This is a genomic window from Janibacter sp. FSL W8-0316, assembly GCF_038004165.1.
Taxonomy (GTDB): domain Bacteria; phylum Actinomycetota; class Actinomycetes; order Actinomycetales; family Dermatophilaceae; genus Janibacter; species Janibacter indicus.
The window spans coordinates 91,971-116,512 of the sequence record NZ_JBBOQX010000001.1; the positions used below are offsets into that span (position 1 = coordinate 91,971).

The following is a 24,542-nucleotide window of genomic DNA, read 5'->3' on the forward strand; positions in this document are numbered from 1 at the left end:
GACCGTCCAGCAGGTCACCATCCCTGCGAGTCAAAGACACCCCGCGTGCAAAGGCACGCGGGGTGTCTTTGACCTACACAGGGACTCACCGCGCCGGCAGGATCGTCCCCACGCACTCACCGAAGTCGATGACCGACCCGTCGGCGCCCGGCGCCTGACCCCGCAGCACGACCGTCTGCCCGTCCTCGAGGAAGCGCTGCTCGCGACCGTCGGCGAGCACGAGCGGCTCCTTGCCGCCCCACGACAGCTCCATGAAGGACCCGCGCTGGTCGCGTTCGTCGCCCGACACGGTGCCAGAGCCGAAGAAGTCGCCCGGTCGCAGCGAGGCGCCGTTGACGCTCATGTGCGCGACCATCTGCGGCGCGGTCCAGTACATCGTCCGGTAGGGCGGGTGCGAGACGACCTCGCCGTCGAGCTCGACCTCCATCGTGATGTCGAGGGCCCAGTCCCGGCCCGTGTCGTCGAGGTACTCCGCGAGGGCGTGCTCTCGCTCGGGCGGCGCCACCCGCGCGGCGGCCAACGCCTCCCACGGCACGACCCACAGCGAGATCGACGAGGCGAAGGACTTGCCGAGGTACGGCCCGAGCGGCACGTACTCGAAGCCCTGGATGTCACGGGCCGACCAGTCGTTGAAGAGCACGACCCCGAAGAGGTGCTCCTCTGCGGCGCGGTCCACCGACACCTCACCCTCGGGCGCGGACCCGCCGACGACGAAGCCGAGCTCGGCCTCGATGTCGAGTCGGCGCGACGGGCCGAAGCTCGGGGTCCCGCCCTCTTCGGGCCGCAGCCCCTTGGGTCGCGGCACGTTGGTCCCGGACGGCACGACGGTGCCGGCGCGGCCGTGGTAGCCGACGGGCAGGTGCTTCCAGTTGGGCAGCAGCGGTGCCTGGTCGGGGCGGAACATCCGCCCGATGTTGCTCGCGTGCTGCTCCGACGCGTAGTAGTCGACGTAGTCGGCGACGGTGAAGGGCATGTGCATCGTCACCTCGGACACCGGCGTCGACACCGCCGCGACGATGCCATCGAGCCCGTCGGTCGTGACGACCTGGTGCAGCCACGTCCGCAGTGGCTGCCACACGGTGTGGCCGGCCGCGAGCAGGGCGTCGAGATTGCTCCCGGACGCCGCGTCGCCCGCTTCAACGGCCAGTGCGGGACCGCCGGCAGCGGCCACGGCCGGCACGAGGTCGCGCAGCGAGATCGCCGCGTCGCCGAGGCGCACGCCCAGTCGCGGGTCGCCACCGGCGGGGGAGAAGGAGCCGTAGGGCAGGTTGTCGGGCCCGAAGCCCTCGGTCGAAAGTCGTTGTGCCGCAGTCGTCATGGAGCGTCCTGTCGTCAGAGGGCGGGGAAGAGGTCGAGTCGGTGCAGGCTGTCGGCGGGCTCGCCGACGCTGCACGTGCCGAAGCTGGTGAAGGAGTAGCGCCACGCCCCGTCGGAGGCGGCCGCGGCCCCGCCGAGTCGCGCCGGGTCGGTCTCGGCGAGCCAGCCGGCGACGACGTCCCGGTCCTCGCCGGCGCGCGCGGCCTGCGTGGCCAGGGCGATGTTGAGGAAGCCGTGGTGGGTGAAGCTGGTCTCGGCGTTGGTGTAGCGGACCGCTTCGTGCAGCCCGGCCGTGAGCTTGAAGGGCAGCCCGGCGGCCACCGCGGCGACGAGGACGTCGCCGAGCTCCTGCGGGGTGGGGAAGAGGTGCGCCTCGATGCCGCCCGTCCGGTACTTCAGCCGAAGGGGGGTCCCCGCCAGCAGGTCGAGGGCGCCCTGCGTGACCTGGGCTGCCGTCAGCTCCACGTAGACCGGCACGTCGGCCACCGCAGCGGCCTCGCGGATCTGCGCCTCCCACACCGCGCGGTCGTCGGGGTCGGTCTTGAGCTCGACGGCCACGACCTGCAGCTCGGGGGCCACCCCTTTCGCCATCTCGAGGGCCTCGCCGAGCCGCCCCGCCGGCGTGACCACGGAGACCTCGACCGGACCACCGGAGAGGTCGAGGCCGGCCGCGACCCGGCGTGCCTCCGACAGGTCCGCCAGCGACAGCACGGCCGGACCCACAGCACCCTCGAGGAGCGTCGAGCGGCGCGCGACGTGGTCGGTCACGGCCTGCGTCACGGGCGCGAGCCCGGGCGGGAAGGTCGCGGCGTCGTCGAAGAACGCGACGAACTGCTCGGGCACGGCGCTCATGCGTCGCCCACCCATCGCCCGCCGGTCCACGATCGCGCGTAGACCCCGTCGTCGACGGCCACGCCGCCCTCGCCGAGGTCGAGCGGGCGGAAGGTGTCGACCATGACGGCCGTCTCGTCGAAGTACTCCGCGCCGAGCGATGCCTCGACGGCACCGGGCTGCGGGCCGTGTGCGTGCCCGCCGGGGTGCACCGAGATCGACCCCTTGCCGATGCCCGAGCCCTTGCGCGCCTCGTAGTCGCCGTCGACGTAGAACATGATCTCGTCGCTGTCGACGTTGGAGTGGTAGTACGGCACCGGCACGGCGAGCTCGTGGTAGTCGACCTTGCGCGGCACGAAGTTGCAGATGACGAAGTTGTGCCCCTCGAAGACCTGGTGGACCGGTGGCGGCTGGTGCACCTTGCCCGTGATCGGCATGTAGTCGCGGATGTTGAAGACGTAGGGGTAGAGGCAGCCGTCCCAGCCCACGACGTCGAGGGGGTGCTCCGGCACCGTGTGGATCGTGCCGGTGATGCCGCTCGGGCCGCGCCCGCGGTGCTTGATGTGGACGTCGACGTCCTGCCCGTCGACGAGCAGCGGCTGCGTCGGTCCGCGCAGGTCGCGCTCGCAGTAGGGCGCGTGCTCGAGCAGCTGGCCGTAGCGGGAGAGGTAGCGCTTCGGCGGGGCGATGTGGCTGCTCGCCTCGATCGCGTAGAGGCGCGCGGTCTCGCCCTCGCGCAGCACCCACCGGTGGATCGTCGCGCGGGGGATGATCGCGTAGTCGCCCTCGGCCACCTCGAGCGCGCCGAACTGCGTCTCGAGGAGCGCGGAGCCGCGCTCGACGTAGACGCACTCGTCACCGATCGCGTTCTTGTACAACGGGGACGTGAGCCCGACGTGGGCGTAGGAGATGCGCACGTCACCGTTGCCCAGGACGAGCCGGCGCCCGGTCACCGCGTCGGTGCTCGCGGCCTGCTCGTCGGTGAAGAGGCCGTGGAGCTTGAGGTGCCGGGGGAGCAGCGGCTCGTTGGGCGTGAGCGTCTGGTCGGGCAGCTCCCACGGTCGCGCACCGACGATGCTCGACGGGATGTGCCGGTGGTAGAGCAGCGAGCTGTCGGAGCTGAAGCCCTCCTCACCCATGAGCTCCTCGGACAGGATGCGGCCGTCGTCGTCCTTGAAGAGGGTGTGCCGCTTGCCCGGCACGGGTCCGACCTGGCGGTAGTGGGCCATGGTCACTCCTTCGTCTGCGGCGGGGTCTCCGCCTGGTGGGTGTCGGGTCTGGGGCGGAGGGGGTCAGAAGGTTCCGACCGTCAGGCCGAGCGCGGTGACGACGACGAGGCCGATGATCGGCACGACCACGGTCACAGCGAAGATGTCCTTGTAGGACTCACGGTGCGAGAGCCCGCAGACGAGCAGGAGCGTGATGATCGCTCCATTGTGGGGCAGCGAGTCGAAGCCCGTCGCGGCCATCGCCGTCACCCGGTGCATGAGCTCCATCGAGATCCCCTGCTCGGTCGCCATCTGCGCGAGCTGCTCGCCGAAGGTCGACAGCGTGATCGTCAGGCCACCGGAGGCCGAGCCGGTGAGGCCGGAGATGCCGGTCGTCGAGACCGCGGCGACGATGGCCGGGTTGTCGCTGACGCCGAAGAGGCCGTCGCGGACGGTGGCGAAGACGGCCAGCGAGGCGATGACGGCGCCGTAGGCCACCTCGCTCGCGGTGTTGAAGACCGGCAGGACGGCGTTGCGTGCGCCCTCGGTGATCCCCTCGACGTACGGGGTGAAGGACCCCGGTCGCAGGGCGAAGACGAGCAGGATGCCGGCGAGCATCGCGACCGTCACCGACCAGATGCCGGTCACGGCACCCAGGTCCGTCGCGCCGAACTTCTCTTCGGCGAGGTAGCTGACGTCGAGGGCGGGGAAGACGACGTAGGTGCACAGCGCGTTGACCGCGACGATGACGAGGATCGGGGCCAGCCCGACGAGGCCGGCGAGAGCGGTGGGCCGCTGGCCGCTGCCCTCGGTGCCCTCAGTGGCCATGGCCACGGCGGACGAAGGGGAGGGACGCTCGGCCGTCGCGACGGAGGTGCGCGCGGGGCCGGCCTGCGTGGCCCCGTCGCCGTCGGGCCGCTCGCCGTCGAGCACGTCGGGGTCGCTGACCCGCGCGGCGCCGGTCGGCAGCGGTGCCCCGGTGCGCTCGGTCTCCTTGATCTCCGCCTCGGTCGGGTCGGCGAAGGACTCACCGGCCGCGGCCAGCTGACGCTGCCGACGCTCGAGCCACAGCATGCCCAGGCCGAAGACGATGACCGCGCCGAGCAGACCCAGACCGGGTGCGGCGAAGGTGTTGGTGCCGAAGAACTTCGTCGGGATCGTGTTGTGGATCTGCGGCGAGCCGGGCAGGGCGGCGGTGGCGAAGGTGAAGATGCCCAGCGCGATCGCGGCCGGCATCAGACGACGCGGGATGTCGACCTGCGCGAAGAGCGAGGTGGCGATCGGGAAGATTGTGAAGACGACGACCCAGGCGCTCACGCCGCCGTAGGTGAGGAGCGCGGTCGCGAGCGTCGTGACGAGGATGGCGAAGCGCGGCCCGAGGACCCCGGAGATCCATCCGGCGATGTCATGCGCATACCCGCTGACCGTCATGAGCCGGCCGAAGATCGCGCCGACGAGGAAGAGCGGGAAGAAGTTGGCCATGAAGCCGCCGAGCGCCGGCATGAAGACCTGCGTGTAGCTCGCGAGCAGTGGCGCGCCCGACATGAGGACGGCGATCGAGGCCGCGATGGGGGCGACGGCGATCACGGAGTGGCCGCGGTAGGCCAGGGTGATGAGCAGTGCCAGGGAGATCAAGATGCCCAGGAGTGCAAGCGACATTGGTTGCCTTAGGTGTGGGTCGGTGGGTGGACTGGGGTGTCAGAGCCCGAGGACGAGCCGGTTGCCGACTGCTCGCGAGCAGCACGACATCATCCGGTCGCCGGCTCGGCGTTCGGCGGTGGACAGGACGACGTCGCGGTGGTCGACCGCCCCGTCGAGGACCGGCACCTCACAGGTGCCGCACAGGCCCTCCTCGCAGTTGGACGGGATCTCCCGGCCGGCGTCGCGCAGGGTCTGCAGGAGGGTGCGGTCGTTGGTGACGACGAGGTCGACGTCGGAGTCCTCCAGGTGCACGGTGAACTCGTGCTCCTGCTCGGGGTCGAGGGCGCCGAGCGTCGAGGAGAAGTGCTCGAAGACGACCGTGTCCTCCGGCCAGTCCTCGCTGCCGGCGGTGAGGTCGTCGATCATCCGCTGGGGTCCGCAGGCGTAGACGTGCACCCCGCCCGCGCGGCCCTCCTCGGCGAGGTCGTCCATGAGACGGCGCAGGTCGGCCCGGCCGCCCTCGGACGAGCAGTGGACGTGCAGGTGCTCACCGTGCTCGTCGGCGAGCTCGTCGACGAAGGCCATGCGGGAGCGCTCGCGCCCGAGGTAGTGGATCTCGTAGGGGATGCCGTCGCGTCGCGCCCGCGCCGCCATCGACCGGATCGGGGTGATCCCGATGCCGCCGGCGACGAAGACGTAGCGCTGCGCCTGCTCCGGCAGCCGGAAGTGGTTGCGCGGTCCACGGACGGTGAGGATCTCCCCTTCGCGCACGTGGTCGTGCACCCATGTGGAGCCGCCCCGCGACTCCTCCTCGCGCAGCACGGCGATCTCGTAGCGCTCGGGGCGCGGGGTGTGGGGGACCGGGCAGCCCTCCGGCTGGACCGGCGTGGGCGGCGCGCCGCACAGCGAGTACTGGCGCACGATGCCGGTGTCGCCGCACTGGACGTCGATGTGGGCGCCGGGGGTGAAGGCCGGCAGGGCGGTGCCGTCGGCGCTCACGAGGGTGATGTGGCGGACCCCGTCGGCGGCGTCGACCACCTGCTCGACCCGCAGTGGCCGGCTGTGGTGCGCCGCGGTTGGCTCGCCGATGTTGACCTGCAGCCGGGGCTCGAGGACGGAGGGGTCGGTGCGTTCGGGGTTGGCCGCCGGGTCCCACTCGACCCACAGGTGCTCCGGCCCGCGGAAGGAGGTGTTGGGCACGTAGCTGAACTCCTGCTCGGCCAGCCGCATGTGCGGTAGCCGCGAGGTCAGCTCCTCGAGGAAGATCTGCATCTCCATGCGGGCGAGGTTCTTGCCCAGGCACTGGTGGGCGCCGTAGCCGAAGGTCAGGTGGTCGGCCGCGTCGTCGCGGTGGACGTCTACGAGCTCGGGGTCCTCGAAGCGCCGCGGGTCGTGGTTGCCGGAGGAGGAGACCATGAGGATCCGGGCGCCCTCGGGGATCGGGACACCGCCGATCTCGGTGGCCCGGGTCGTGATGCGACGCCACGCGGCCTGGGACCCGTTGTGTCGCAGGCACTCCTCGACGGCGTTGGGGATGAGCGAGGGGTCGGCGCAGATCTGGTCCCAGATGACGCGGTGCTCGAGGAGCAGCTTGACGGCGTTGGCGATGCCGTTGGCCGTGGTCTCGTGGGCGGCGACGATGCCGGCCATCATCATCGAGTGCAGGTAGGAGTCGGTGACGACCTCGGGCTGCTCCCGCTGGGCCCGGATGCCGTACTGCATCCACCCCTCGTCGTCGGGGCGCTGGCGCATCCGTTCGAGCACCCCGCCGGCGTACTGCCAGAAGTTGCCGACGGCGTGGGCGACGGCGACCTGCTCCTCGGGCTCGGGCCGACCCCAGGTGTTGACGGTGTGCGCCACGGAGTACTCCCGTAGCTTGGGCTTGTCGTCGTCGGGGACGCCGAGGAACTCCAGCGCCACGGTGAGCGGGACCTCCCAGAACATCTCGTCGACGAGGTCGGCGCGACCGGTGTCGATGAAGGCATCGACGTGCTCACGGACGAGTCGTCGCACGGCCGGCTGGTGGTGGGCCAGGTGCTCCGGGGCGAAGGGGGCCATGAGCGCACGTCGTCGCTCCATGTGGGCCGGCTCGTCCTCGTTGACCAGGGTGCGGGCCATGCCGTAGTCGTACGAGGCCAGCACGGCATCGGCCTCGTCGCTCGTCGGCGTGATCTTCTCCAGCGCGACCGCGGGGGAGAAGGCGAGGTTGTCGCGGAAGATCGCCTTGATGTCGTCGTAGCGGGTGACGACCCAGTAGCCCAGCTGCGGTGACCAGAAGACCGGCTCCTCCTCGCGCGACCACGCGACGTAGGCCGGCGGGTCCTGCTGGTAGCCGTCGCCGAAGGGGTCGAAGTCGGCCGCAGCCGCCGACACGGCTCCGGTGATGGGACAGGTGGTCATGCTGGGCACTCCCTTGTGCGGACAGCGCACGTCATGTGCGTTCAGCGCACAACCTAGGGCAGGTGTGGGGTCCGGTCAAGAGGCGCGGGGGTCCCGCCGAGGCCGAGTGGGTCAGCGTCGGGTGCGGGCCTGGTCAGAGCCGGGTGACGAGGTCCCTCGCCTGCCGGACGTGGGAGAGCAGCCCCTCGATGTCGAGGTCGGCGGGGGCGCCGAGGCGGATGACGCCGATCGAGCCCTCGACCTCGTCTGCGATGCTGCCGGTGCCCATCGCCAGACCGACTGTGCCGGGCTGGACCTGGCCGTCGGAGACGGCGTAGCCCAGGTCGCGGGCCACCCGCACGGCCTCGGCGTCGCTCGGGGAGGGTGCGCGCTGGGCGAGCATGGCGATGCCGTCGGCGCCTTGGGTGATCGCGTGCCGGGTGCCGATCTGGTAGCTGATGCCGATCGCGCCGCGCGCGCCCGGCTCGGCCACCGCGATCGCGACCGATTCGTCGCGGTCGGCGATCGAGACAAAGGCCGTGCACCCGGTGTCGTCGGCGAGGTCCTGCACGAGCGGCTGCGCGGCGAGGCGGTACTGGCTCATGAAGCGCCCCGCGTAGGCGAGAGCGCCGGACCCGAGGCGGTAGAGGCCGTCGCTGCCCTTGGCCACGAGGTGCCGCTGCTCGAGGGTCGCGAGCACCCGGTAGGCCCCGGCGCGGTGCACCCCGAGCTCGTCAGCGAGCGCTGCCGGCGAGGTGCCGCTCGTGCGCCGCGAGATGATCTCGATCGCCTCGAGGCCGCGGTCGAGGGTCTGCAGGGTGCTCATGGCTCCCGGAGTCTACGCAGCGGGCAGGGTCGCCTCGATGGCTGCCAGCAGGCCCAGGGGCGACTCGAACATCGCGTAGTGCCCGGCATCGGGCAGCACCGTGAGCTCGCAGCCGGGGATCTGCTTCAGCCAGGTCGCGCGCATCGTCTCCTCGCCAAGGGCGGGGTCGTGGGCGCCGACGACGGCGTGCACCGGGATGCTCGGCTCGGGCAGCTCAGCGGCGAAGTCGGCGCCGGTCCACGAGGTCAGGTAGCCGCCGACGGCCTCGGGCGTCGAGTGCTCCTGCGTGTAGGCGGTCATCGCGTCGAGCCAGCTGCCGGGGTGCCGGTTGCCCGTGGTGAAGTCGATGATCGCGCGGCGGTTGCCCGGCTCTTCGGCGGCTCCGCCGAAGAGGGCCTGCGCGTCCTCGTCGAGCGGCACGCCCGAGGCGGGGACGGGGGAGATGCCGACGAGGGCAGTGACCCGCTCGGGGTGGCGGCTCCAGACGCGCAGCACCATAGCGCCGCCCATCGAGTGCCCGACGAGCGCGAAGCGCTCCCAGCCGAGCTCGTCGGCCAGGGCGAAGACGTCGTCGGCGACGTCATCGAGCGAGAAGTCGGTGGCCTCGCCCTGTCGCGAGCCGTAGCCGCGCAGGTCGAAGAAGGCGAAGGTGCAGGCGTCGGTGTCGACCAGGTCCGGCAGGAGGCCCCAGCCGTCCGCGCCGCCGAACCAGCCGTGCACCGCGATGACCTTGGTCGGGCCGGAGCCCACGAGGGTGGGGGAGATCGACATTGATCCGTCCTTGTCGTCGGGTGCCCCGGAGTCTACGCGTGGGCGCGCCGACTGCGGCCGCCTCGCAGGAGCCGGCTCACCTCGGCGGCGGCGGGCCCCACCGCGTGACCGAGTCGGGTGGCGTCGACGTCGTCCTGGTGGCTGCCGCCCACGCAGACGGTCACCCCGTGGTGGTCGGCCAAGGCCTTGGCGAGCGTGCTGGCCGTGCGAGCGTCCGGGCGCCGCGGCACGCCGATGACCACGCACCGCGCGGTGTGGGCCGTCAGAGCAGCGGTCCAGGCGTCGGTAGGCAGGTCGGCGCCCAGGTAGACGACGTCGACGCCCAGCCGACGCAGGGCGACGGCGAAGGCGAAGATCCCCAGCTCGTGGTGCGCCCCGGCGGGCAGGCCGACGATCACGCGTGGTCCACCGGTCCGGCTGGCAGCTGCGTCGTAGGCGGCAGCCAGCCGCCGCAGCACGGTGTGCGCGACGAGGTGCTCGCCGGCGACCGTGACCCGGCCGTCGGCCCACGCCTCGCCGAGCTCGACGAGGGCGGGCATCAGCCAGTCGTCGACGACCGCCTCGAAGGAGCCGGTGGCGAATCGCTCGTCGAGAACTGCGGCGACCCCGGTCGGGTCCATCGCAGCGGCGGCGTCGAGCAGACGCCGGGTCGCCTCGTCGCCGGACGAAGGCGGTGTGCTGAGGTGCGACGGAGGAGCCTCGACGTGGGGGCCGTCCGCCCGCGAGGGGGCGGGCGGGCCGGGGGGCGCCGATGGTGCGGGGGAGGGTGACCCCGTGCCGCTGTGGCGTCGGCCCGCCTCTGCCGCAGCATTGCTCGCTGTCCAGCCGTCGGCGACGAGCTCGGCCATCGTGCGCAGCCGCGCCAGCGTCTCGTCGTCGTAGAGGCGGTATCCGGCGTCGGTGCGCTGCGGCTCGACCACGTCGTAGCGGCGCTCCCAGGCCCGCAGCGTGGCGGCGGGGACGCCGGTCAGCTCGGCGGCGCGCTTGATCGTGTACATCAGGGGGCCTCCGGCTCCGTCACAGTCGTGGCAGCACCCGCGCGAGCGCCTGCTCGGCGTCGTCACCCAGGCGCGTCAGCGGACGCCGGAGCAGCGGCGTGGCCAGCCGGGCGAGTCCCTTGAAGCGGAAGTCGGCCTCGTAGACGAGCGCGCTACCCCTCCCGCCGGCACCCGGGCGGATCGACATCCGGTCGTGCACGACGACGCTCGAGTTCTCCCCGCGCATGACGACGAGCCGGTCCGGCTGCAGGTCGACGGTGACGTAGGTCAGCTCTGTCTTGCGTCCGTTGAAGACCGACCGGTTACGGTAGCGGCTGCCGACGCCACCGTCACCCTCGACGAGGGTCGTCTCGAGCGTGCCGGGGTCCCACTCCTCGCTCGTGGTGAAGTTGCTGAGGTAAGCGAAGACGGCACTCGGAGGAGTTTCGGGGGCGGGGATCGTGCGGGTGATCTTCACGACGAAACCATCCTTGGACAAAGGTTTGACATGTGGACAGATCTCACCCTACCTTTTGGACAAAGGTTGAACAATCCTTGCGGCCCTTCGGCGACGAACCCGTGAGGTCCCCCCTTCGTCCCCCGTTGGAGCGCACGACGTGACCGAGCCCCGAGATCGAGCCTCTCGACCCACCGCAGCCATCATCGGCGGCGGGGTCTCCGGCCTGACCGCCGCCCACGTCCTCGCCCGGTCCTACGAGGTCACCCTCTTCGAGGCCGACGAGCGCCTAGGCGGCCACGCCCACACGCACTCCGTGGACACCGCCGCCGGTCCGGTCCGAGTCGACTCCGGCTTCATCGTGCACAACGAGCGCACCTACCCCCACCTGCTGCGGCTCTTCCGCGAGCTCGACATCGCGACGCGGCCGACCGAGATGAGCATGTCCATCACCTGCGACGGGTGCGGCCTGTCGTGGGCCGGGGGGCGTGGCGCCGCAGCGGTGCTGGCGCAGCCCCGGCGGGCGGCCGACCCGCACTTCGTGCGGATGCTCTGGGAGATCCCGCGCTTCCACCGGGCCGCGCGAGCCCTCCTGCACGGACCGGGGGAAGGGAGGTCCCCGGGCGACCCGACGTGGGGCGAGTTCCTCGAGGAGGGCGGCTTCTCTGCGTACTTCATCGCCCACTTCGCGCTGCCGCTCGTCTCCTGCGTCTGGTCCTCCGGGGACGATGACTCGCTCGACTACCCCGCCCGGCACCTCTTCGCCTTCCTCGAGCACCACGGGATGCTCAGCGTCTCCGGCTCGCCCACGTGGCGGACAGTGGTCGGCGGGTCGGCCACGTACGTCGACGTGCTCGCCGCGCGGCTGGGCGATGTGCGCACCAGTGCTCCGGTCACCTCCGTGACGCGACACCCCGACGGCGTCGACGTGCGCACCGCCGCCGGGGTCACGTCCTTCGACCGGGCGGTCGTCGCGACCCACGCCGACCAGGCGCTCGCCCTGCTCGCCGACGCGACTCTGCAGGAGAGGGAGGACCTCGCCGCGATCCGCTACTCCCGCAACGCGACGGTGCTGCACCGCGATGCCAGCCTGCTCCCGACGGCGCCGAGGGCCCGGGCCTCGTGGAACTACCGCAGCGCCACGTGCGGTGGCGCCGACCGGCCCCGGGTCACCTACTGGATGAACCGCTTGCAGGGCTTCGACGAGACCGGTGACCAGTTGCTCGTCTCGCTCAACTCTGCCGATGACTTCGCCGAAGGGAGTGTCGTCGCCCGGATGGACTACGCGCACCCGGTCTTCACGCGCGAGGCGGTCGCTGCTGCCGCCCGGTTGCGTACCGCCGGCGGTGACCGGCTCGCCTTCGCGGGGGCGCACCTGGGGTGGGGATTCCACGAGGACGGGTGCCGCTCGGGCGTCGAGGCCGCGCAGCGTCTCGGGGTGTCGTGGTGACGACCGCGCCCACGTTCACCACGCTGCCGACCCTGCCGAGCCTCGTCGTCGGTACGGTGAGCCACCGACGACGGACCCCGATGGAGCACGCCTTCACCCACCGGCACTACCAGTGGCTCGTCGACGTCGACGACCTGCCGCGGCGCCGTTGGCCGCTGTCGCTCCTGACGCGCATCTGCGCTCGCGACCACCTCGACGACGGCCGGCTCGGTGGTGGCATCCGGGGGACCTCGAGCGCTTCCTCGCCCGCCGCGGCACGACCCTCGCGGCGGACGACCGGATCGTCATGCTCACCCACGCCCGGGTCCTCGGGCATGTCTTCGACCCGCTCACCGTCTACTGGTGCCTCGCGCCCGACGGGGGGCTGCGCGCCACGGTCCTCGAGGTGCACAACACCTACGGCGAGCGGCACGCCTACCTGCTCGAGCTCGACGACCGAGGGCGGACGCGCACCGACAAGCAGTTCTACGTCTCGCCCTTCAACGACACCCGCGGCACCTACGATGTGCGCATGCACCTCGACGCCGACCGGGTCGCGGTCACCGTCGCGCTCGATCGCGACGGCGAGCGGGTGCTCACGGCGACGACCACCGGGGCGATCCGGCAGGCGTCACGAGCTGCGGTGGTGCGCACCGCCCTTCGTCACCTGCCCATGACCTGGCGGGTCACCGCCCTGATCCGACTCCACGGCGTCTGGCTGTGGGCCAGGCGCCTGCCGATCCAGCCCCGCAGCCCCCACCACCAGGAGGACCTGAGATGACCGCCCCCGCTCTCGACCGACCGCTGTGCCTGCGCCGGCCCTCCCTGCGACCGTGGTGCGTGCGCGCACATCTGAACCGCCCGATCCTCACCACCGTGCTCGGCCGGGTCCCGGTCCGGGTCACCCTGCCCGACGGTCGCGCGCTCGGCGGCGCGGCCGACGACCCCGCCGCGCCGACCCTGCGGATGCTGCGCCCGACGGCGCTCTACGAGCGGATGGCGCACCACCCGAAGATCGGTCTCGGCGAGGGCTACATGGCCGGTGACTGGGACGCGGCGCCGGGCACCGACCTCGCCGACGCGCTCGTGCCCTTCGCGGAGCGGATGACGACGATGATCCCCGCCGGGCTGAGCCGACTGCGCCGGGTCGTCGACCGGAGCATCCCCGCCGCCACCCGCAACACGCTCTCCGGGTCGCGGTCCAACATCGAGGCGCACTACGACCTGAGCAACGAGCTCTTCGCCGCCTTCCTCGACGAGACGCTCAGCTACAGCTCGGCCCTCTTCGACGACCGCCGACCGGTGGCCGAGCAGAGCCTCGCCGACGCGCAGCGCGCCAAGATCGAGGCGGTGCTCGACGCCGCCGACGTGCGGGCTGGTGCCCGGGTCCTCGAGATCGGGACCGGCTGGGGGTCGCTGGCGATCGCTGCGGCCCGCCGGGGGGCGCACGTCACGACGATCACGCTGTCGGGCGAGCAGGCGGACCTGGCGCGGGAGCGCATCGCCGCGGCCGACGCCTTCGACCCCGGGCTCGCCGACCGGGTCGAGGTGCGGCTGCAGGACTACCGCGAGGTGACCGGCCAGTTCGACGCGATCGTCAGCGTCGAGATGATCGAGGCGGTCGGCGAGGAGTACTGGCCGACCTACTTCCGGGCGATCGACGACCTGCTCGCACCCGGAGGTGTGGCCGCGATCCAGTCGATCCTCATGTCGCACGATCGCTACCTCGCGACCCGGCGGTCCTACGGCTGGATCCAGAAGCACATCTTCCCCGGCGGGCTCATCCCCTCGACCCGGGCGATCGAGGAGACGACCGAGCGGCACACCTCGCTGCGGGTAACGAGCGCGCACCACTTCGGCCAGGACTACGCGGTGACGCTGCGCCGGTGGCGCGAGCGCTTCCTGGAGCAGTGGCCGACGATCTCCGCGGCGGGCTTCGACGAGACCTTCCGGCGCACGTGGGAGTTCTACCTCGCCTACTGCGAGGCCGGCTTCGCCGCCGGCTACCTCGACGTGGCGCAGATCCGCCTCGAGCGCGAGGTGCTGTTGTGAGCAGCCTGGTGGGGCAGCGGGTCTGGCTCGTCGGGGCGTCGAGCGGCATCGGCGCGGCTCTCGCCGAGGAGCTGCACGAGCGCGGAGCGATCGTCGCCGTGAGCGCGCGCCGGGCGGATCGCCTCGACGAGCTGTCCCGGGGGCGCTTCGCGACCGTCCCGGTCGACGTGACCGACCACGCCGCGGTGCTCGAGGGGGCACGGCAGGTGGGCGAGACCATCGGGCCCATCGACACGGTCGTGTGGTGTGCCGGCTACTGGCACACCTTCGACGCGACCGACTGGCAGGCCGAGGAGTTCGCCCGGCACGTCGAGGTCAACCTTCTCGGTCTCGGGCACGTCGTCGACGCGACCGTGCCCGACATGGTCGCCCGACGCAGCGGTCACCTCGTGGGCGTCGCCTCGGTCGCCGGATACCGCGGCCTCTCCGGGGCCGAGGCCTATGCCGCGACGAAGTCGGCCCAGATCACCCTCCTGGAGTCCATGCGAGCGTCTTTGTCCGCGAAGGGAGTTCGCGTCACGACGGTCTGCCCCGGCTTCGTCCGGACGGAGATGACGGAGAGCAACTCCTTCCCCATGCCCTTCATCATCGACGCCGACGAGGCGGCGCGCGAGATCGCCGACGGCCTCGAGTCGGGCCGACCCGAGATCGTCTTCCCGTGGCCCATGGCGGTGACGATGAAGCTCGCCCGCCTCCTGCCCGTGCGCGCGTGGACGGCGCTGTCCTCGCGACTGGCGGGGCGCTCGTGACGAGCGTGATGTGGTTTCGCCGGGACCTGCGTCTGGCCGACCAACCGGCGCTCCTCGCCGCCCATGACGAAGGGGAGGTCCTGCCCTTCGTCGTGCTCGAACCGGGTCAGGTGGACGACGAGCGTCCGCCGGCGCAGCGGCTGCGACGCTCGCTCGCCGCGCTGCACCGGGCGACCGGGGGCGCCCTCGTCGTACGCGTCGGCGACCAGGTGGACCTCGTGGCGCGGGCGGCCGAGGTGGTGGGCGCGGACCGGGTGCACGTCACCCGGGACACGACGCCGGAGGGCCGCGAGCGTGACGCGGCTGTCGCCGACGAGCTCGCTGCTGCAGGTCGCGAGCTGGTGACCACCGGCAGTCCCTACGCCATCGGGCCGGGCCTGGTCCGCACCGGTGAGGGCACCCCCTACAAGGTGTTCACCCCCTTCGCCCGGGCCTGGCGTGACCACGGCTGGCCGGAGCCCGCGGGCAGGACCGACGTCGAGTGGAGGCGCGTCGACGCCGACCTCCTCGACGGCCTCGGCGACGACGGGCTCCCGGCGGTCCTGGCCGCCGCCGACGAAGAGGCGGTCGACGGACCGGCAGGGGAGGAGGCTGCCCTGCGCCGGTGGCAGGCCTTCCTCGACGACGACCTCGTCGACTACGACACCGCTCGCGACCGACCGGACCTCGACGCGACGAGCCGGATGTCGGTGCACCTCGCCCACGGCGAGATCCACCCGCGCACGATGCTCGCCGACCTCGCTGCGCACCCCGACGGCGACCGCGAGGGCGCGCAGCGCTTCGTCACCGAGCTCGCCTGGCGCGAGTTCTACGCCGACGTCCTGTGGCACCACCCGGAGTCGGCCTGGCAGGACCTGCGTGATGTCCTCGCCCACCTGCCCTACGACGAGGGTCCGGAGACCGACCGGCTCGTCGCGGCCTGGCGCGAGGGGCGGACCGGGTACCCCTTCGTCGACGCGGGGATGCGCCAGCTCGCGGCGCAGGGCTGGATGCCCAACCGGGTGCGGATGGTCGTCGCGAGCTTCCTCACCAAGGACCTGCACGTGTGGTGGCCGGTCGGGGCGCGGCACTTCCTCGACCACCTCGTCGACGGCGACCTCGCCTCCAACTCCCACGGCTGGCAGTGGGTCGCCGGCACCGGGACGGACGCGGCGCCGTACTTCCGTGTCTTCAACCCCGTGCGGCAGGGGGAGCGCTTCGACCCCGACGGCGCCTACGTGCGCCGCTGGGTGCCCGAGCTCGCGCACCTGCCGGGCGCGACGGCGCACACCCCGTGGGACCACGACGAGGGGTACGCGCACGGCTACCCGCAGCGGGTCGTCGACCACGCGGAGGAGCGACGTGAGGCGCTGGACCGGTACGAGCGGACCCGGGCATGATCCACCCCGTGGTGGAACTGCGGGCCTTCATCGCAGCAGCGGTTGTCGCGCCGGTGCCGCGTGATCACCGGGAGCCCGACGCGCTGGTACGCCGACGCCGGGTGGTCAGCGCGCTGACCCTCGTCGTCGGAGCGGTCGTCCTCGCGGTCACCCTGCGCATCCCGCCTGGTGACGAGTCCTTCTACGTCGGCGGGCTGGCGCTCGCCGGGGTGTGGGCGGTCGGGGGCCTGGCGGCCGGGAGGCTGCACGTCGGGTGGGCACACACGCGCGAGTCCGGGCTGGCGCGACCGGTGGTGCAGCCCGTGGCACTGGCGCTGCTCGCCGTCGGAGTCTTCGTCGCCGGCGCCGTCGTCGTCGGCGCGGTGCCGTGGCTCGCCGACCGGGTCGATGCGGTGCTCGACCACGCCCGCTACGGCTCGCTGCCGATCGTCTGGCTCATCACCGTCGTGACGGGGGTCGGCGAGGAGCTCTTCTTCCGCGGGGCCCTCTTCGCCGCGGTCGGTAGTCGGCACGCGCTCGCCGTGACGACCCTCGTCTACACACTTGTCACCGCCGCCACCGGCAACGTCATGCTCACCTTTGCTGCCCTGCTGCTGGGGCTGCTCACCGGGGCCCAGCGTCGGGTCACCGGGGGAGTGCTCGCCCCGGTCATCACCCACGTCATCTGGTCCAGCTCGATGCTCGTGCTCCTTCCACCCGCCCTCGACCTCCTGAGGTGATCCACCCATGTCCGAAACTTCCACCCCCTTCGCCGCGCCGGAAGAGCCCGGCGCCGCACTCGTCACCGGCGCCACCGGCTACATCGGCGGGCTGCTCGTGCCCCGACTGCTCGACGACGGCTGGAAGGTGCGGGTCCTCACGCGCTCGAGCGAGCGACTGCGCGGCCGCGACTGGGCCGACCGTGTCGAGGTCGTCGAGGGCGACGCGACGTCCGAGGCCGACCTGCGCCGGGCGCTGTCGGGGACCGACGTCGCCTACTACCTCGTGCACTCGATGGACGGCGGGGGTGATCTCGCGCGCCGCGACCGAGAGCTCGCTGAGGGCTTCGCCGCGGTCGCGGGCGAGGCCGGGGTGGGGCGCATCGTCTACCTCGGCGGCTTGCACCCCGAGGGTGCGGACCTGTCGGAGCACCTCGCCTCGCGCGTCGAGGTCGGGCAGATCCTGCTGGACGGTCCGGTGCCGGCGGCCGTCCTCCAGGCAGCGGTCGTGCTCGGCAACGGGTCGGTCTCCTTCGACATGCTGCGCTACCTCACCGAGCGGCTACCCGTGATGGTCGCCCCGCAGTGGTTGCGCAACCGGATCCAGCCGATCGCGATCGACGACGCGCTGCACTACCTCGTCGGTGCGGCCTCCCTGCCTGCGGAGGTCGACCGAGCCTTCGACATCGGCGGTCCCGAGGTGCTGACCTACGAGCAGATGATCCAGCGCTTCGCGGCAGTGACCGGGCTGCGGCGACGGGTGGTGCTCACGCTGCCGGTGCTCACGCCGTGGCTCGCGAGCCACTGGGTCGGGCTCGTCACGCCGGTCGACGCCGCCGTGGCCAAGCCCCTCGTCGGCAGCCTCGTGCACGAGGTCGTGCGGCGCGAGCACGACCTCGACGAGCTCGTGGGTCTGCCGGCGCAGGGTCTCGTCGGCTTCGACGAGGCGGTCCGTCGGGCGATGCGCGGGGTGCGGCACTAGCTTGATGCGGGCCCCGCCCGGGGCCAAGGGGAGTGCTCCCCCCTTCGCCTCGGGCGCGGGCGCGCTCGTCGCTGGTAGACAACTGGCTGTGCCGCCCTCCGAGATCCGCCTGCTCCACCACCACGTCCGGTCTGCGGTCAAGAAGGCGATCGCTTGGTGCGTGGTGCTGCTCGCGATGGCCGTCGTCGGCCTCGGGCTGGTCGCCGTCGACAGCGAGATGCGTCAGCACGTCCTGTGGCAGAGCGAGGAGTACACCGCGACGATCACCCAGATCGAGGTCGACGGGCGGTGCCGCTCCGGCCGTCGGAGTTATGGCACGCGGAAGCACCTGACGCTCGAGTGGCAGCAGGACGGACGGAGCCGGGTCGACACCGTCACGGAGTGCGGCGGCCACGACCAGGTCGGCGACCAGATGCAGGTGTGGGTGACCGACGACGACGTCCACACCTCGTCTCCTGGGCTGTGGCAGTTCGGGATCGTCGTCTTGCTCGCGGTGCTCGGGGCCGTCGGGCTCGGTGTCGTCTGGGGCGCGGTCAGGACGCACCTGCGGGTGCGGCGGATCCTCGCTGGGGCCCCGCCGGCGCTGGTGCACGACGTCACGGATGTGCCGTGGAGGCCGCAGGTCATGGTGACCCCGATCGGTTCGTGGGGTCGGGGAGTGAGGCCGGCACCGATGCCGCCCGGGCGGGTCTTCGCCAGCGGGGCGTCCGGCTTCTATCCCCGGGGGCTCTCGCTGCACGTCACGCCGCAGGGGGCGCGGACCTGGGTCGTGGTCGGTGGGCGCAATGACCACAACGACTCCGGGTGGCGGGGGCGTCGGTGACGTCGGGCGAAGGGGGAGCCCCTCACCGCCAGGGGCGGGCCGCCAGCCCGTGGTCCTGCGCGTAGGCGGCGCGCGCCGGCGGGGACCAGCCCTCGAGCGCCTCGTCCGGGACCCGGTGGACCTCGATGCCGAGCGGGCGGCAGACGGACTCGGCGTCGCCCGCGTCCGGGCCGAACATCGGGACCGACAGGTCGCCGCCCGGGCACGTGGACAGAGCCGCGAGCACGTCGATCTCGGCGAAGAACTCGAAGTAGTCGCCCTGCTTGGCGGGGCAGGTCTTCATGAAGTACTCGTCGCGGTCGTTGAGCCCGGTGCACTGGAAGACGTTGAGCACGTCGTGGACGTCGAGCTCGGTGAGATGCCACGGCCGCACGGCCCGGGTGAGGTTGGAGTGGCAGTGGTAGTCGAAGGGGGCGTCGTTGAGCATCTGGTTGACGTAGGGGTCGCAGCGGGTGCCGAGCAGGTCGTGGACGCGGCCCCCTTCGTCGTCGACGCCGTAGTCGGCGAGGGAGTCGCCGGTGATCGTCACGAGGGGGCGGAGGAAGGGCAGGTTGGACCACAGCCGGTCGTGGAGCGAGACGTGGGCGGCCTGGAGTTGGCGGGTGCGGGAGGCCCAGAGGCGCTCGCGGGGGTCGTGCAGGTTCCAGAGGTTGAGGTCGGCGACCTGCGGGCCCTCGATGGTGACGATGCGGCAGACGTGCCCGGCGGGGACCTCCCAGGCCCGGCCGCTGCGGATCGGGATGGTGAAGGAGTCGACGAGCTCCCGGCCCTGAGTCATCGACCCGATGCGGTCGTAGAGCTCGTGGTCGACGTCGAGGGGACCGCCGGGGTCGGACTGGTAGGCAGCGTCGGTGAGAGCCATGAGGCCAGTCTCGCGCTTGGGTGAGGGCAGCGGGGAGGGGATGAAGGGGGTGAATCGGACGCTACGCCGTTGCTCCGGCTGGTGGGTCACGCGCTCCTGGTGACCGTGTTGGCATGGCTGAATCGGCCGGTACGCCCCTGACTCGTGCTGTGAATCATGCGGAGCGGAACGTGGCGTCGCTGCCCGGTCAGTAGGTGTAGGAGGTCAGGCGGGTGCGGGTGCCGAGGACCTCGAGGGTGTCGACGGGCTCGTCCTGGAGGTCGGCGACGGTGGCGATGTCCTGCCACTGGCCGCCGTTGACGCGGTACTGGCCGGTGAGGCGGGCGTCGACCTTGACGTCCTTGTCGCCGGTGTTCTTGTAGGTGTGGGTGACGTCCCCGTCGGGGTAGGTGCCGCCGGTGCTGGTCGTCCACCCTGAGGTGGTGCCGTCGCCGAAGTCGTAGCGGTAGTCCTGCGCAGCGACCCGGAAGTCGATGGTCCAGGACAACAGCTTCACCGGCTTGCTCGTCTCGCCGGGCTGGAGGCCGGAGTCGCCGGGCCAGGCGGCGGCGTAGAAGGTCTTCAGGCCCTTGAGCGTCTTGTTGCCTTTGGGCTGGATGCTCACGCTGGGCTTGCTGAAGGGCAGCTCGCGGAAGGCGGTCTGGATCTGGGCCATGGTCGGCACTGGCGGGGGCTGGACCGGCACGGTTCGCGGCGGTTCGCCCGGGGCACCCGGAACCGTGACGGCTCGGGGAGGCCCGCACGATGCGCGAGCCGAGGACTGCCACGGTCCGTCGTTGACACTGACCTGGGTGATGACCGGCAGGTCGAAGTTGTTGGGGTTCCCGGACTCGGTGATGCACCCCGCTCGAGTGCCCTCGCACTGGGGCATCGAATTGTCACAGGGGACGTACTTGACCTCGACCTTGTCCTTCTTGGCGGGGCCCCTGACGGTGGTGCTGGAAATGTGCTGCGACACGGGACGGCTGAGGTCGACCGGCGGGGCGTCGCCGTTAGCGCCCGCCTTCTCGGTGCCAGGATCGATGTTATTGCCCACGGCCGAGGCCGAGATGCTGGCGTCGTCGACCACGGCTGGAGGGTCGGTCGGCTCGGCACTGGCCTGCGGCGCGATCAGTGCTGCGATCAACGCCATAGCGGCAAAGGTGAATGTGAGTTTCATTGGATCTGGGCGATCCACGAGTTCATGGTCCAGTGGTCACCGGTCCAGATGACGTGCTGGGTGAGGTCGAAGCTGACAGGCTTCACCGTGGCATTGCGCTTTCCGGAGGCGTCGACTCGGTAGTGCTTCTTAGCCTTGACATCCATCGTCACCTTGTACCCCTCGTCGGGTCGCTTGGTTGCGGACAACTTGCTGAATGAGTAGGGGTTGCTGTCTCGAACCCAGCCCTTCGCCTTGTCATCCGAAATCTGCTTCTCGCCAGCGATGCACGCCTTGCAATCCGGAGACCGCAGCGACTCGATCAACTGGGTGTCGCCCGACTCTGCGGCGTCGCCGAATGCAGTGTGGTAGTACTCACCGAAAGCCGCGGCTCCTTCCTTTGTGTTCTCGCGGGCCTCGGCCGGCAAGTCGTCAGGGAGCTCAGCGTCGCCACCCGAGCCGTCGCCGGACGAGGTCTCGGACCCCGACGAAGAGCTCGACTCCGACGAAGAGGGGGAGTCGGTGCTGCGGTCGATCGGGGAGGCGGTGGTCGTCGACTCCTGCGGCTCGCTGTCGTCGCCGCAGGCCGTCAGGCCACCGGTCAGGACCGCCACGGCAGCAAGGATCGCTGCGCCTCGCGTGGACTGCACGGGTTCTCCCCTTCGTCGCATGTGGGGCAGAGCCCGCCCCCGAACTGCATCCACGGTAGCGAGATCCCCGCCGATCGCATCTCGACGATCCACAGGCACCGGATCTGACCCGTCGTACGGAGCAGCGGCGTAGCGTCGGATCCGGGGTCTCGAGGCTCAGGCCTGGCGGCCTTCGCACCTCGACCAGCGTTGGCTTCGCACCTCAGGCCTGGCGGCCTTCGCACCTCGACCAGCGTGCGGCCGGCCGGCCGGGCGTTGAGAGGATGGCGCCATGACCACTCTCCACGACCGCCTCGAGCTGGGGCACGGCCCTGCCTGGGCCAACCGCTTCGCCCTCGCCCCGCTCACCAACACCCAGAGCCACGCCGACGGCACCCTCTCCGACGATGAGTACCGCTGGCTCGTGGCCCGTGCCGAAGGGGGCTTCGGCCTGACGATGACCTGCGCGACCTACGTTTCGCGGGCGGGGCAGGCGTGGGGTGGGCAGCTCGGGATCAGCGACGACCGGCACCTCGCGGGCCTGACGCGTCTGGCCGACGGCATCCGCGCGGCCGGCAGCGTCTCGTCCGTCCAGCTGCACCACGGCGGCCGCCGCTCCGACCCGACCGTCACCGGTGTCGACAACGTCGCCCCGTGGGCCGATCCCGAGCGCGGGGTCCGCGCCCTGAGCACCGGCGAGGTGCAGCAGGCGGTCGAGGACTTCGTCGTCGGTGCCGAACGTGCGGAGCGCGCCGGCTTCGACGGCGTCGAGGTGCACGGCGCCCACGGCTACCTCATCTGCCAGTTCCTCGACGGCCGGCACAACCACCGCACCGACGGCTACGGCGGCTCCCTCGAGGACCGTGCTCGGATGCTCTTCGAGGTTCTGCGTGGGATCCGGGAGCGGACCGGCCCCGACTTCCAGGTGGGGATCCGCCTCACGCCGCAGGGCAACGGGATCGTCCTCGATGAGGGCGTCACCGTCGCCCAGTGGGTGCTCGACTCGGGCCTCGTCGACTACGTCGACATGTCGCTGTGGGACGCCTTCATGACCGTCGACGAGGAGGGCGACCTGCTCATCGACGCCTTCACCCGTCTCGAGCGAGGGCAGACGCGCCTGGGCGTCGCCGGCAAGATCCGCTCGGCCCAGCAGGCTCGGTGGTGCCTGGCAAAGGGAGCCGACTTCGTCGATCTCGGCCGCGCCGCGATCGTCCACCACGACTTCCCGCGGAGGGTGGAGGCGGACGGGGCCTTCGCCATGCAGGCGCTGCCCGTGACCCGGGAGCACCTGCACGCGGAGAGCGTGAGTGACCGCTTCGTCGACTACCTCGACGCGGGGTGGCCGGACTTCGTGGCGTAGGTCAGCTCCGGGGAGGCTTGACGCGGGTGTTGGTCATCAGGGTCTGCTCGACCCAGGCCATGACGAAGGGGAGGCCGGCGACCGAGATCATGGCCGCCCCTGTCATGAGGCCAGTCGTGAGGTTCATGCCCTCCACCGTGGCACTGCGCAGCACACATTGCGCTGTGTGTCCGCGAGTCGCAGAGGTCGTCACCGGATCTTGACCTTCGGCCCGGGCGGTCCGCCGCCCGGGCCGAAGGTCATCGGCCTCAGTGGGCGACGGTGAACCGCTGCCGCGGGTGCTTGCCCTGCTCGATCTCGTCGACGTAGGCCAGTGCGAAGTCCGTGCCCGAGATCTCCGAGTTGCCCTCGGCGTCGGTCACGAGCTCGTCGCCACCGAGCCGGTAGCTACCGGTCGTCTCACCGGGGGCGAAGGAGCCGAAGAGGGCCGCGGGGGAGACGTAGAACCAGCGCAGCTCCTGCGGCGCCTCGCGCAGGGCGTCAAGGACCTTGGCGTGGGAGAGGGCCTCGGGCTTCCAGTCCTCGTGGAAGTCGGGGGTGTCGATGAGGCGGGGACCCCCCTTCGCCACGTGGAGCGAACCGGCGCCGCCAACGAAGGACAGGCGCGCGCCGTGCTCGATCGCGGCGGAGGTGAGGCGACCGACGTGGTCGACGAGCGGGGAACCGCCGACGTCGGCGCCTTGCGTGGCCACGACCAGGTCGTCGGCGTCTGCCGCGGCCTGCGCGAGGACGGCGTCGTCGGTGAGCGAGCCGGTGCGGTACTCGACGCCGTCGGCCTGCTCGGCCGGGGCGGTGCGGCTGTAGGAGATGACCTGATGGCCGCGGGAGACGGCTTCGCGGGCGATGTTGCCGCCGGCGTACCCGGTGCCGCCGAAGATGACGATGGTGCTCATGGGTTGTTCCTTTTCTTGTGGGGGTTTCAGGCGGGGAGGGCCTCGACGGGGCCGTCGCTGTTGCGGCGCCACCCGAGCTCGGGGGCGACGTGCTGGGCGAAGGAGTCGAGGATGTGCAGGTTGTAGTCGACGCCGAGCTGGCTGGGGATGGTGAGCATGACGGTGTCGGCGGCCTCGATGGCCGGGTCGGCCTTGAGCTGCTCGACGAGCTGGTCGGGCTCGGCGGCATAGGTCTTGCCGAAGGTCGAGCGGAAGCCGTCGATGACGCCGACCTGGTCGCTGCTGCCCTGGCCCTGCAGGCCGAAGAAGTGCCGGTCGAGGTCGCTGACGATCGGGAAGATGCTGCGGGAGACCGACACCCGCGGCGCCCAGTCGTGGCCGGCCTCGCGCCACGCGGCGCGGTAGAGCTCGATCTGCTCGCGCTGCAGCTCGCCGAAGGAGGCGCCGGTCGCCTCGGTGAGCAGCGTCGAGCTCATGAGGTTGACCCCCTGGCGCGCGGTCCACTCGGCGGTCTCGCGGCTGCCGGCGCCCCACCAGATGCGGCGGTCGAGGCCGGGGGAGTGCGGCTCGAGCCGCAGCCGGCCGGCGGGACCTTGCGTCGGGTCGGCGTCGACGACCTTGTCCCCGCGGACCGCGGACATGAAGGTGTCGAAGTGCTCGCGGGCGATGTCGGCGCCGCGCGGATCGCGGGCACCGGTGTGGCCGAAGGCTTCCCACCCGCGCAGGGCCGGCTCCGGTGACCCCCTGCTCACGCCGAGCGCGACCCTCCCTTCGGAGATCAGGTCGAGGGCGGCGGCCTCCTCGGCCAGCTGAAGCGGGGTCTCGTAGCGCATGTCGATGACGCCGGTGCCGACCTCGATGTGGCGGGTGCGGGCGGCGATCGCCGACAGGACCGGCATGGGCGCGGCGGCCTGCCGGGCGAAGTGGTGGACGCGGAAGTAGGCGCCGTTGACGCCGATCTCGTCAGCCCCGACCCCGATCTCGACGGCGTCGCGCAGGGCCTGACCCGCGTCGGGGTCACCTGGCCCACTGCCGTGGCCGTAGTGCCCGAAGCTCAAGAATCCGAAGGCGTGCATAACCCGTGTAACTGGTTGTTGCGGCAAGTAATTCCCGTTGGGCGAGCGGGGGCGCGAGCGAAGGG

At 71.6% G+C, this 24,542-nt stretch carries 24 protein-coding genes and 1 pseudogene; 10 read left to right on the top strand and 15 right to left on the bottom strand.

The window, feature by feature from the left end; translation table 11 throughout:
* Positions 1-85 precede the first annotated feature (85 nt).
* The 9 genes from fahA to NYE39_RS00430 all read right to left on the bottom strand — a co-directional run bounded on the left by fahA (position 86) and on the right by NYE39_RS00430 (position 10,428).
* Positions 86-1,318 carry a fumarylacetoacetase gene (fahA, locus tag NYE39_RS00390; protein WP_341011554.1) on the bottom strand — a complete coding sequence of 411 codons (1,233 nt, stop codon included), beginning with the start codon at positions 1,316-1,318 and terminating at the stop codon, positions 86-88.
* Positions 1,319-1,332: 14 nt separating this feature from the next.
* Entirely contained in the window at positions 1,333-2,169 is an 837-nt protein-coding gene (locus NYE39_RS00395) for a hypothetical protein (protein ID WP_341011555.1), read from the bottom strand.
* Entirely contained in the window at positions 2,166-3,377 is a 1,212-nt protein-coding gene (locus NYE39_RS00400) for a homogentisate 1,2-dioxygenase (RefSeq protein WP_341011556.1), read from the bottom strand. Before NYE39_RS00400 ends, NYE39_RS00395 begins: the two co-directional genes overlap by 4 nt.
* A 63-nt stretch (positions 3,378-3,440) precedes the next feature.
* Complete coding sequence (locus NYE39_RS00405; protein ID WP_341011557.1) at positions 3,441-5,015, bottom strand: GntP family permease; 1,575 nt, start codon at positions 5,013-5,015, stop codon at positions 3,441-3,443.
* 39 nt (positions 5,016-5,054) lie between these two features.
* Entirely contained in the window at positions 5,055-7,397 is a 2,343-nt protein-coding gene (locus tag NYE39_RS00410) for a cytochrome P450/oxidoreductase (protein ID WP_072624313.1), read from the bottom strand.
* A gap of 133 nt (positions 7,398-7,530) precedes the next feature.
* The gene (locus NYE39_RS00415; RefSeq protein WP_072624314.1) at positions 7,531-8,202 is read right to left on the bottom strand and encodes an IclR family transcriptional regulator; all 672 of its coding nucleotides are present in this window, start codon (positions 8,200-8,202) and stop codon (positions 7,531-7,533) included.
* Positions 8,203-8,214: 12 nt separating this feature from the next.
* Positions 8,215-8,973, bottom strand: a complete 759-nt coding sequence (locus NYE39_RS00420; RefSeq protein ID WP_072624315.1) for an alpha/beta fold hydrolase — start codon at positions 8,971-8,973, stop codon at positions 8,215-8,217.
* A 32-nt stretch (positions 8,974-9,005) separates the two neighbouring features.
* Positions 9,006-9,971 carry a MerR family transcriptional regulator gene (locus NYE39_RS00425; RefSeq protein WP_341011558.1) on the bottom strand — a complete coding sequence of 322 codons (966 nt, stop codon included), beginning with the start codon at positions 9,969-9,971 and terminating at the stop codon, positions 9,006-9,008.
* 19 nt (positions 9,972-9,990) lie between these two features.
* Positions 9,991-10,428, bottom strand: a complete 438-nt coding sequence (locus NYE39_RS00430) for an SRPBCC family protein (protein WP_341011559.1) — start codon at positions 10,426-10,428, stop codon at positions 9,991-9,993.
* A gap of 139 nt (positions 10,429-10,567) precedes the next feature.
* Here NYE39_RS00430 and NYE39_RS00435 point away from each other — a divergent pair, with 139 nt between their 5' ends.
* From NYE39_RS00435 to NYE39_RS00475, 9 genes and pseudogenes are all read left to right on the top strand, one after another.
* A complete protein-coding gene (locus tag NYE39_RS00435) occupies positions 10,568-11,857 on the top strand; it encodes an NAD(P)/FAD-dependent oxidoreductase (RefSeq protein ID WP_341011560.1) in 1,290 nt (429 codons plus the stop codon).
* Between the two features lie 80 nt (positions 11,858-11,937).
* Positions 11,938-12,003: pseudogene (locus NYE39_RS00440) on the top strand (hypothetical protein); the annotation flags it as partial.
* Between the two features lie 2 nt (positions 12,004-12,005).
* Positions 12,006-12,617, top strand: a complete 612-nt coding sequence (locus tag NYE39_RS00445; RefSeq protein ID WP_341011561.1) for a DUF1365 domain-containing protein — start codon at positions 12,006-12,008, stop codon at positions 12,615-12,617.
* Positions 12,614-13,888: an SAM-dependent methyltransferase gene (locus tag NYE39_RS00450; RefSeq protein ID WP_192911832.1), complete on the top strand. Its 1,275-nt coding sequence runs from the start codon at positions 12,614-12,616 to the stop codon at positions 13,886-13,888. The genes NYE39_RS00445 and NYE39_RS00450 overlap by 4 nt, the downstream gene beginning before the upstream one ends.
* A complete protein-coding gene (locus NYE39_RS00455) occupies positions 13,885-14,637 on the top strand; it encodes an SDR family NAD(P)-dependent oxidoreductase (RefSeq protein WP_192911833.1) in 753 nt (250 codons plus the stop codon). Before NYE39_RS00450 ends, NYE39_RS00455 begins: the two co-directional genes overlap by 4 nt.
* A complete protein-coding gene (locus tag NYE39_RS00460) occupies positions 14,634-16,016 on the top strand; it encodes a cryptochrome/photolyase family protein (RefSeq protein WP_083546287.1) in 1,383 nt (460 codons plus the stop codon). Before NYE39_RS00455 ends, NYE39_RS00460 begins: the two co-directional genes overlap by 4 nt.
* Positions 16,013-16,735, top strand: coding sequence for a CPBP family intramembrane glutamic endopeptidase (locus NYE39_RS00465; protein WP_072624322.1), 723 nt, complete (start codon positions 16,013-16,015; stop codon positions 16,733-16,735). Before NYE39_RS00460 ends, NYE39_RS00465 begins: the two co-directional genes overlap by 4 nt.
* A gap of 7 nt (positions 16,736-16,742) precedes the next feature.
* Positions 16,743-17,696 (top strand): NAD(P)H-binding protein, encoded by a 954-nt coding sequence (locus NYE39_RS00470; protein ID WP_192911834.1) that lies wholly within the window; start codon positions 16,743-16,745, stop codon positions 17,694-17,696.
* A 4-nt stretch (positions 17,697-17,700) separates the two neighbouring features.
* Positions 17,701-18,519, top strand: coding sequence for a hypothetical protein (locus NYE39_RS00475; RefSeq protein WP_341011562.1), 819 nt, complete (start codon positions 17,701-17,703; stop codon positions 18,517-18,519).
* Positions 18,520-18,541: 22 nt separating this feature from the next.
* Here the strand turns inward: NYE39_RS00475 and NYE39_RS00480 are convergent, their stop codons facing one another.
* The 3 genes from NYE39_RS00480 to NYE39_RS00490 all read right to left on the bottom strand — a co-directional run bounded on the left by NYE39_RS00480 (position 18,542) and on the right by NYE39_RS00490 (position 21,133).
* Positions 18,542-19,381, bottom strand: coding sequence for an urea carboxylase-associated family protein (locus tag NYE39_RS00480; protein ID WP_341011563.1), 840 nt, complete (start codon positions 19,379-19,381; stop codon positions 18,542-18,544).
* Between the two features lie 187 nt (positions 19,382-19,568).
* Positions 19,569-20,036: a hypothetical protein gene (locus NYE39_RS00485; RefSeq protein WP_226283074.1), complete on the bottom strand. Its 468-nt coding sequence runs from the start codon at positions 20,034-20,036 to the stop codon at positions 19,569-19,571.
* Between the two features lie 500 nt (positions 20,037-20,536).
* The gene (locus NYE39_RS00490; protein ID WP_341011564.1) at positions 20,537-21,133 is read right to left on the bottom strand and encodes a DUF6318 family protein; all 597 of its coding nucleotides are present in this window, start codon (positions 21,131-21,133) and stop codon (positions 20,537-20,539) included.
* A 307-nt stretch (positions 21,134-21,440) separates the two neighbouring features.
* Here NYE39_RS00490 and NYE39_RS00495 point away from each other — a divergent pair, with 307 nt between their 5' ends.
* A complete protein-coding gene (locus tag NYE39_RS00495) occupies positions 21,441-22,508 on the top strand; it encodes an NADH:flavin oxidoreductase (RefSeq protein WP_192911838.1) in 1,068 nt (355 codons plus the stop codon).
* A 1-nt stretch (position 22,509) separates the two neighbouring features.
* On the opposite strand, the gene NYE39_RS00500 is transcribed toward NYE39_RS00495, so the two are convergent.
* From NYE39_RS00500 to NYE39_RS00510, 3 genes are all read right to left on the bottom strand, one after another.
* Positions 22,510-22,635: a hypothetical protein gene (locus NYE39_RS00500; protein WP_255494286.1), complete on the bottom strand. Its 126-nt coding sequence runs from the start codon at positions 22,633-22,635 to the stop codon at positions 22,510-22,512.
* A 121-nt stretch (positions 22,636-22,756) separates the two neighbouring features.
* Positions 22,757-23,401 (bottom strand): NAD(P)-dependent oxidoreductase, encoded by a 645-nt coding sequence (locus NYE39_RS00505; RefSeq protein ID WP_192911839.1) that lies wholly within the window; start codon positions 23,399-23,401, stop codon positions 22,757-22,759.
* A gap of 26 nt (positions 23,402-23,427) precedes the next feature.
* A complete protein-coding gene (locus NYE39_RS00510; protein WP_341011565.1) occupies positions 23,428-24,477 on the bottom strand; it encodes an LLM class flavin-dependent oxidoreductase in 1,050 nt (349 codons plus the stop codon).
* Positions 24,478-24,542 lie beyond the last annotated feature (65 nt).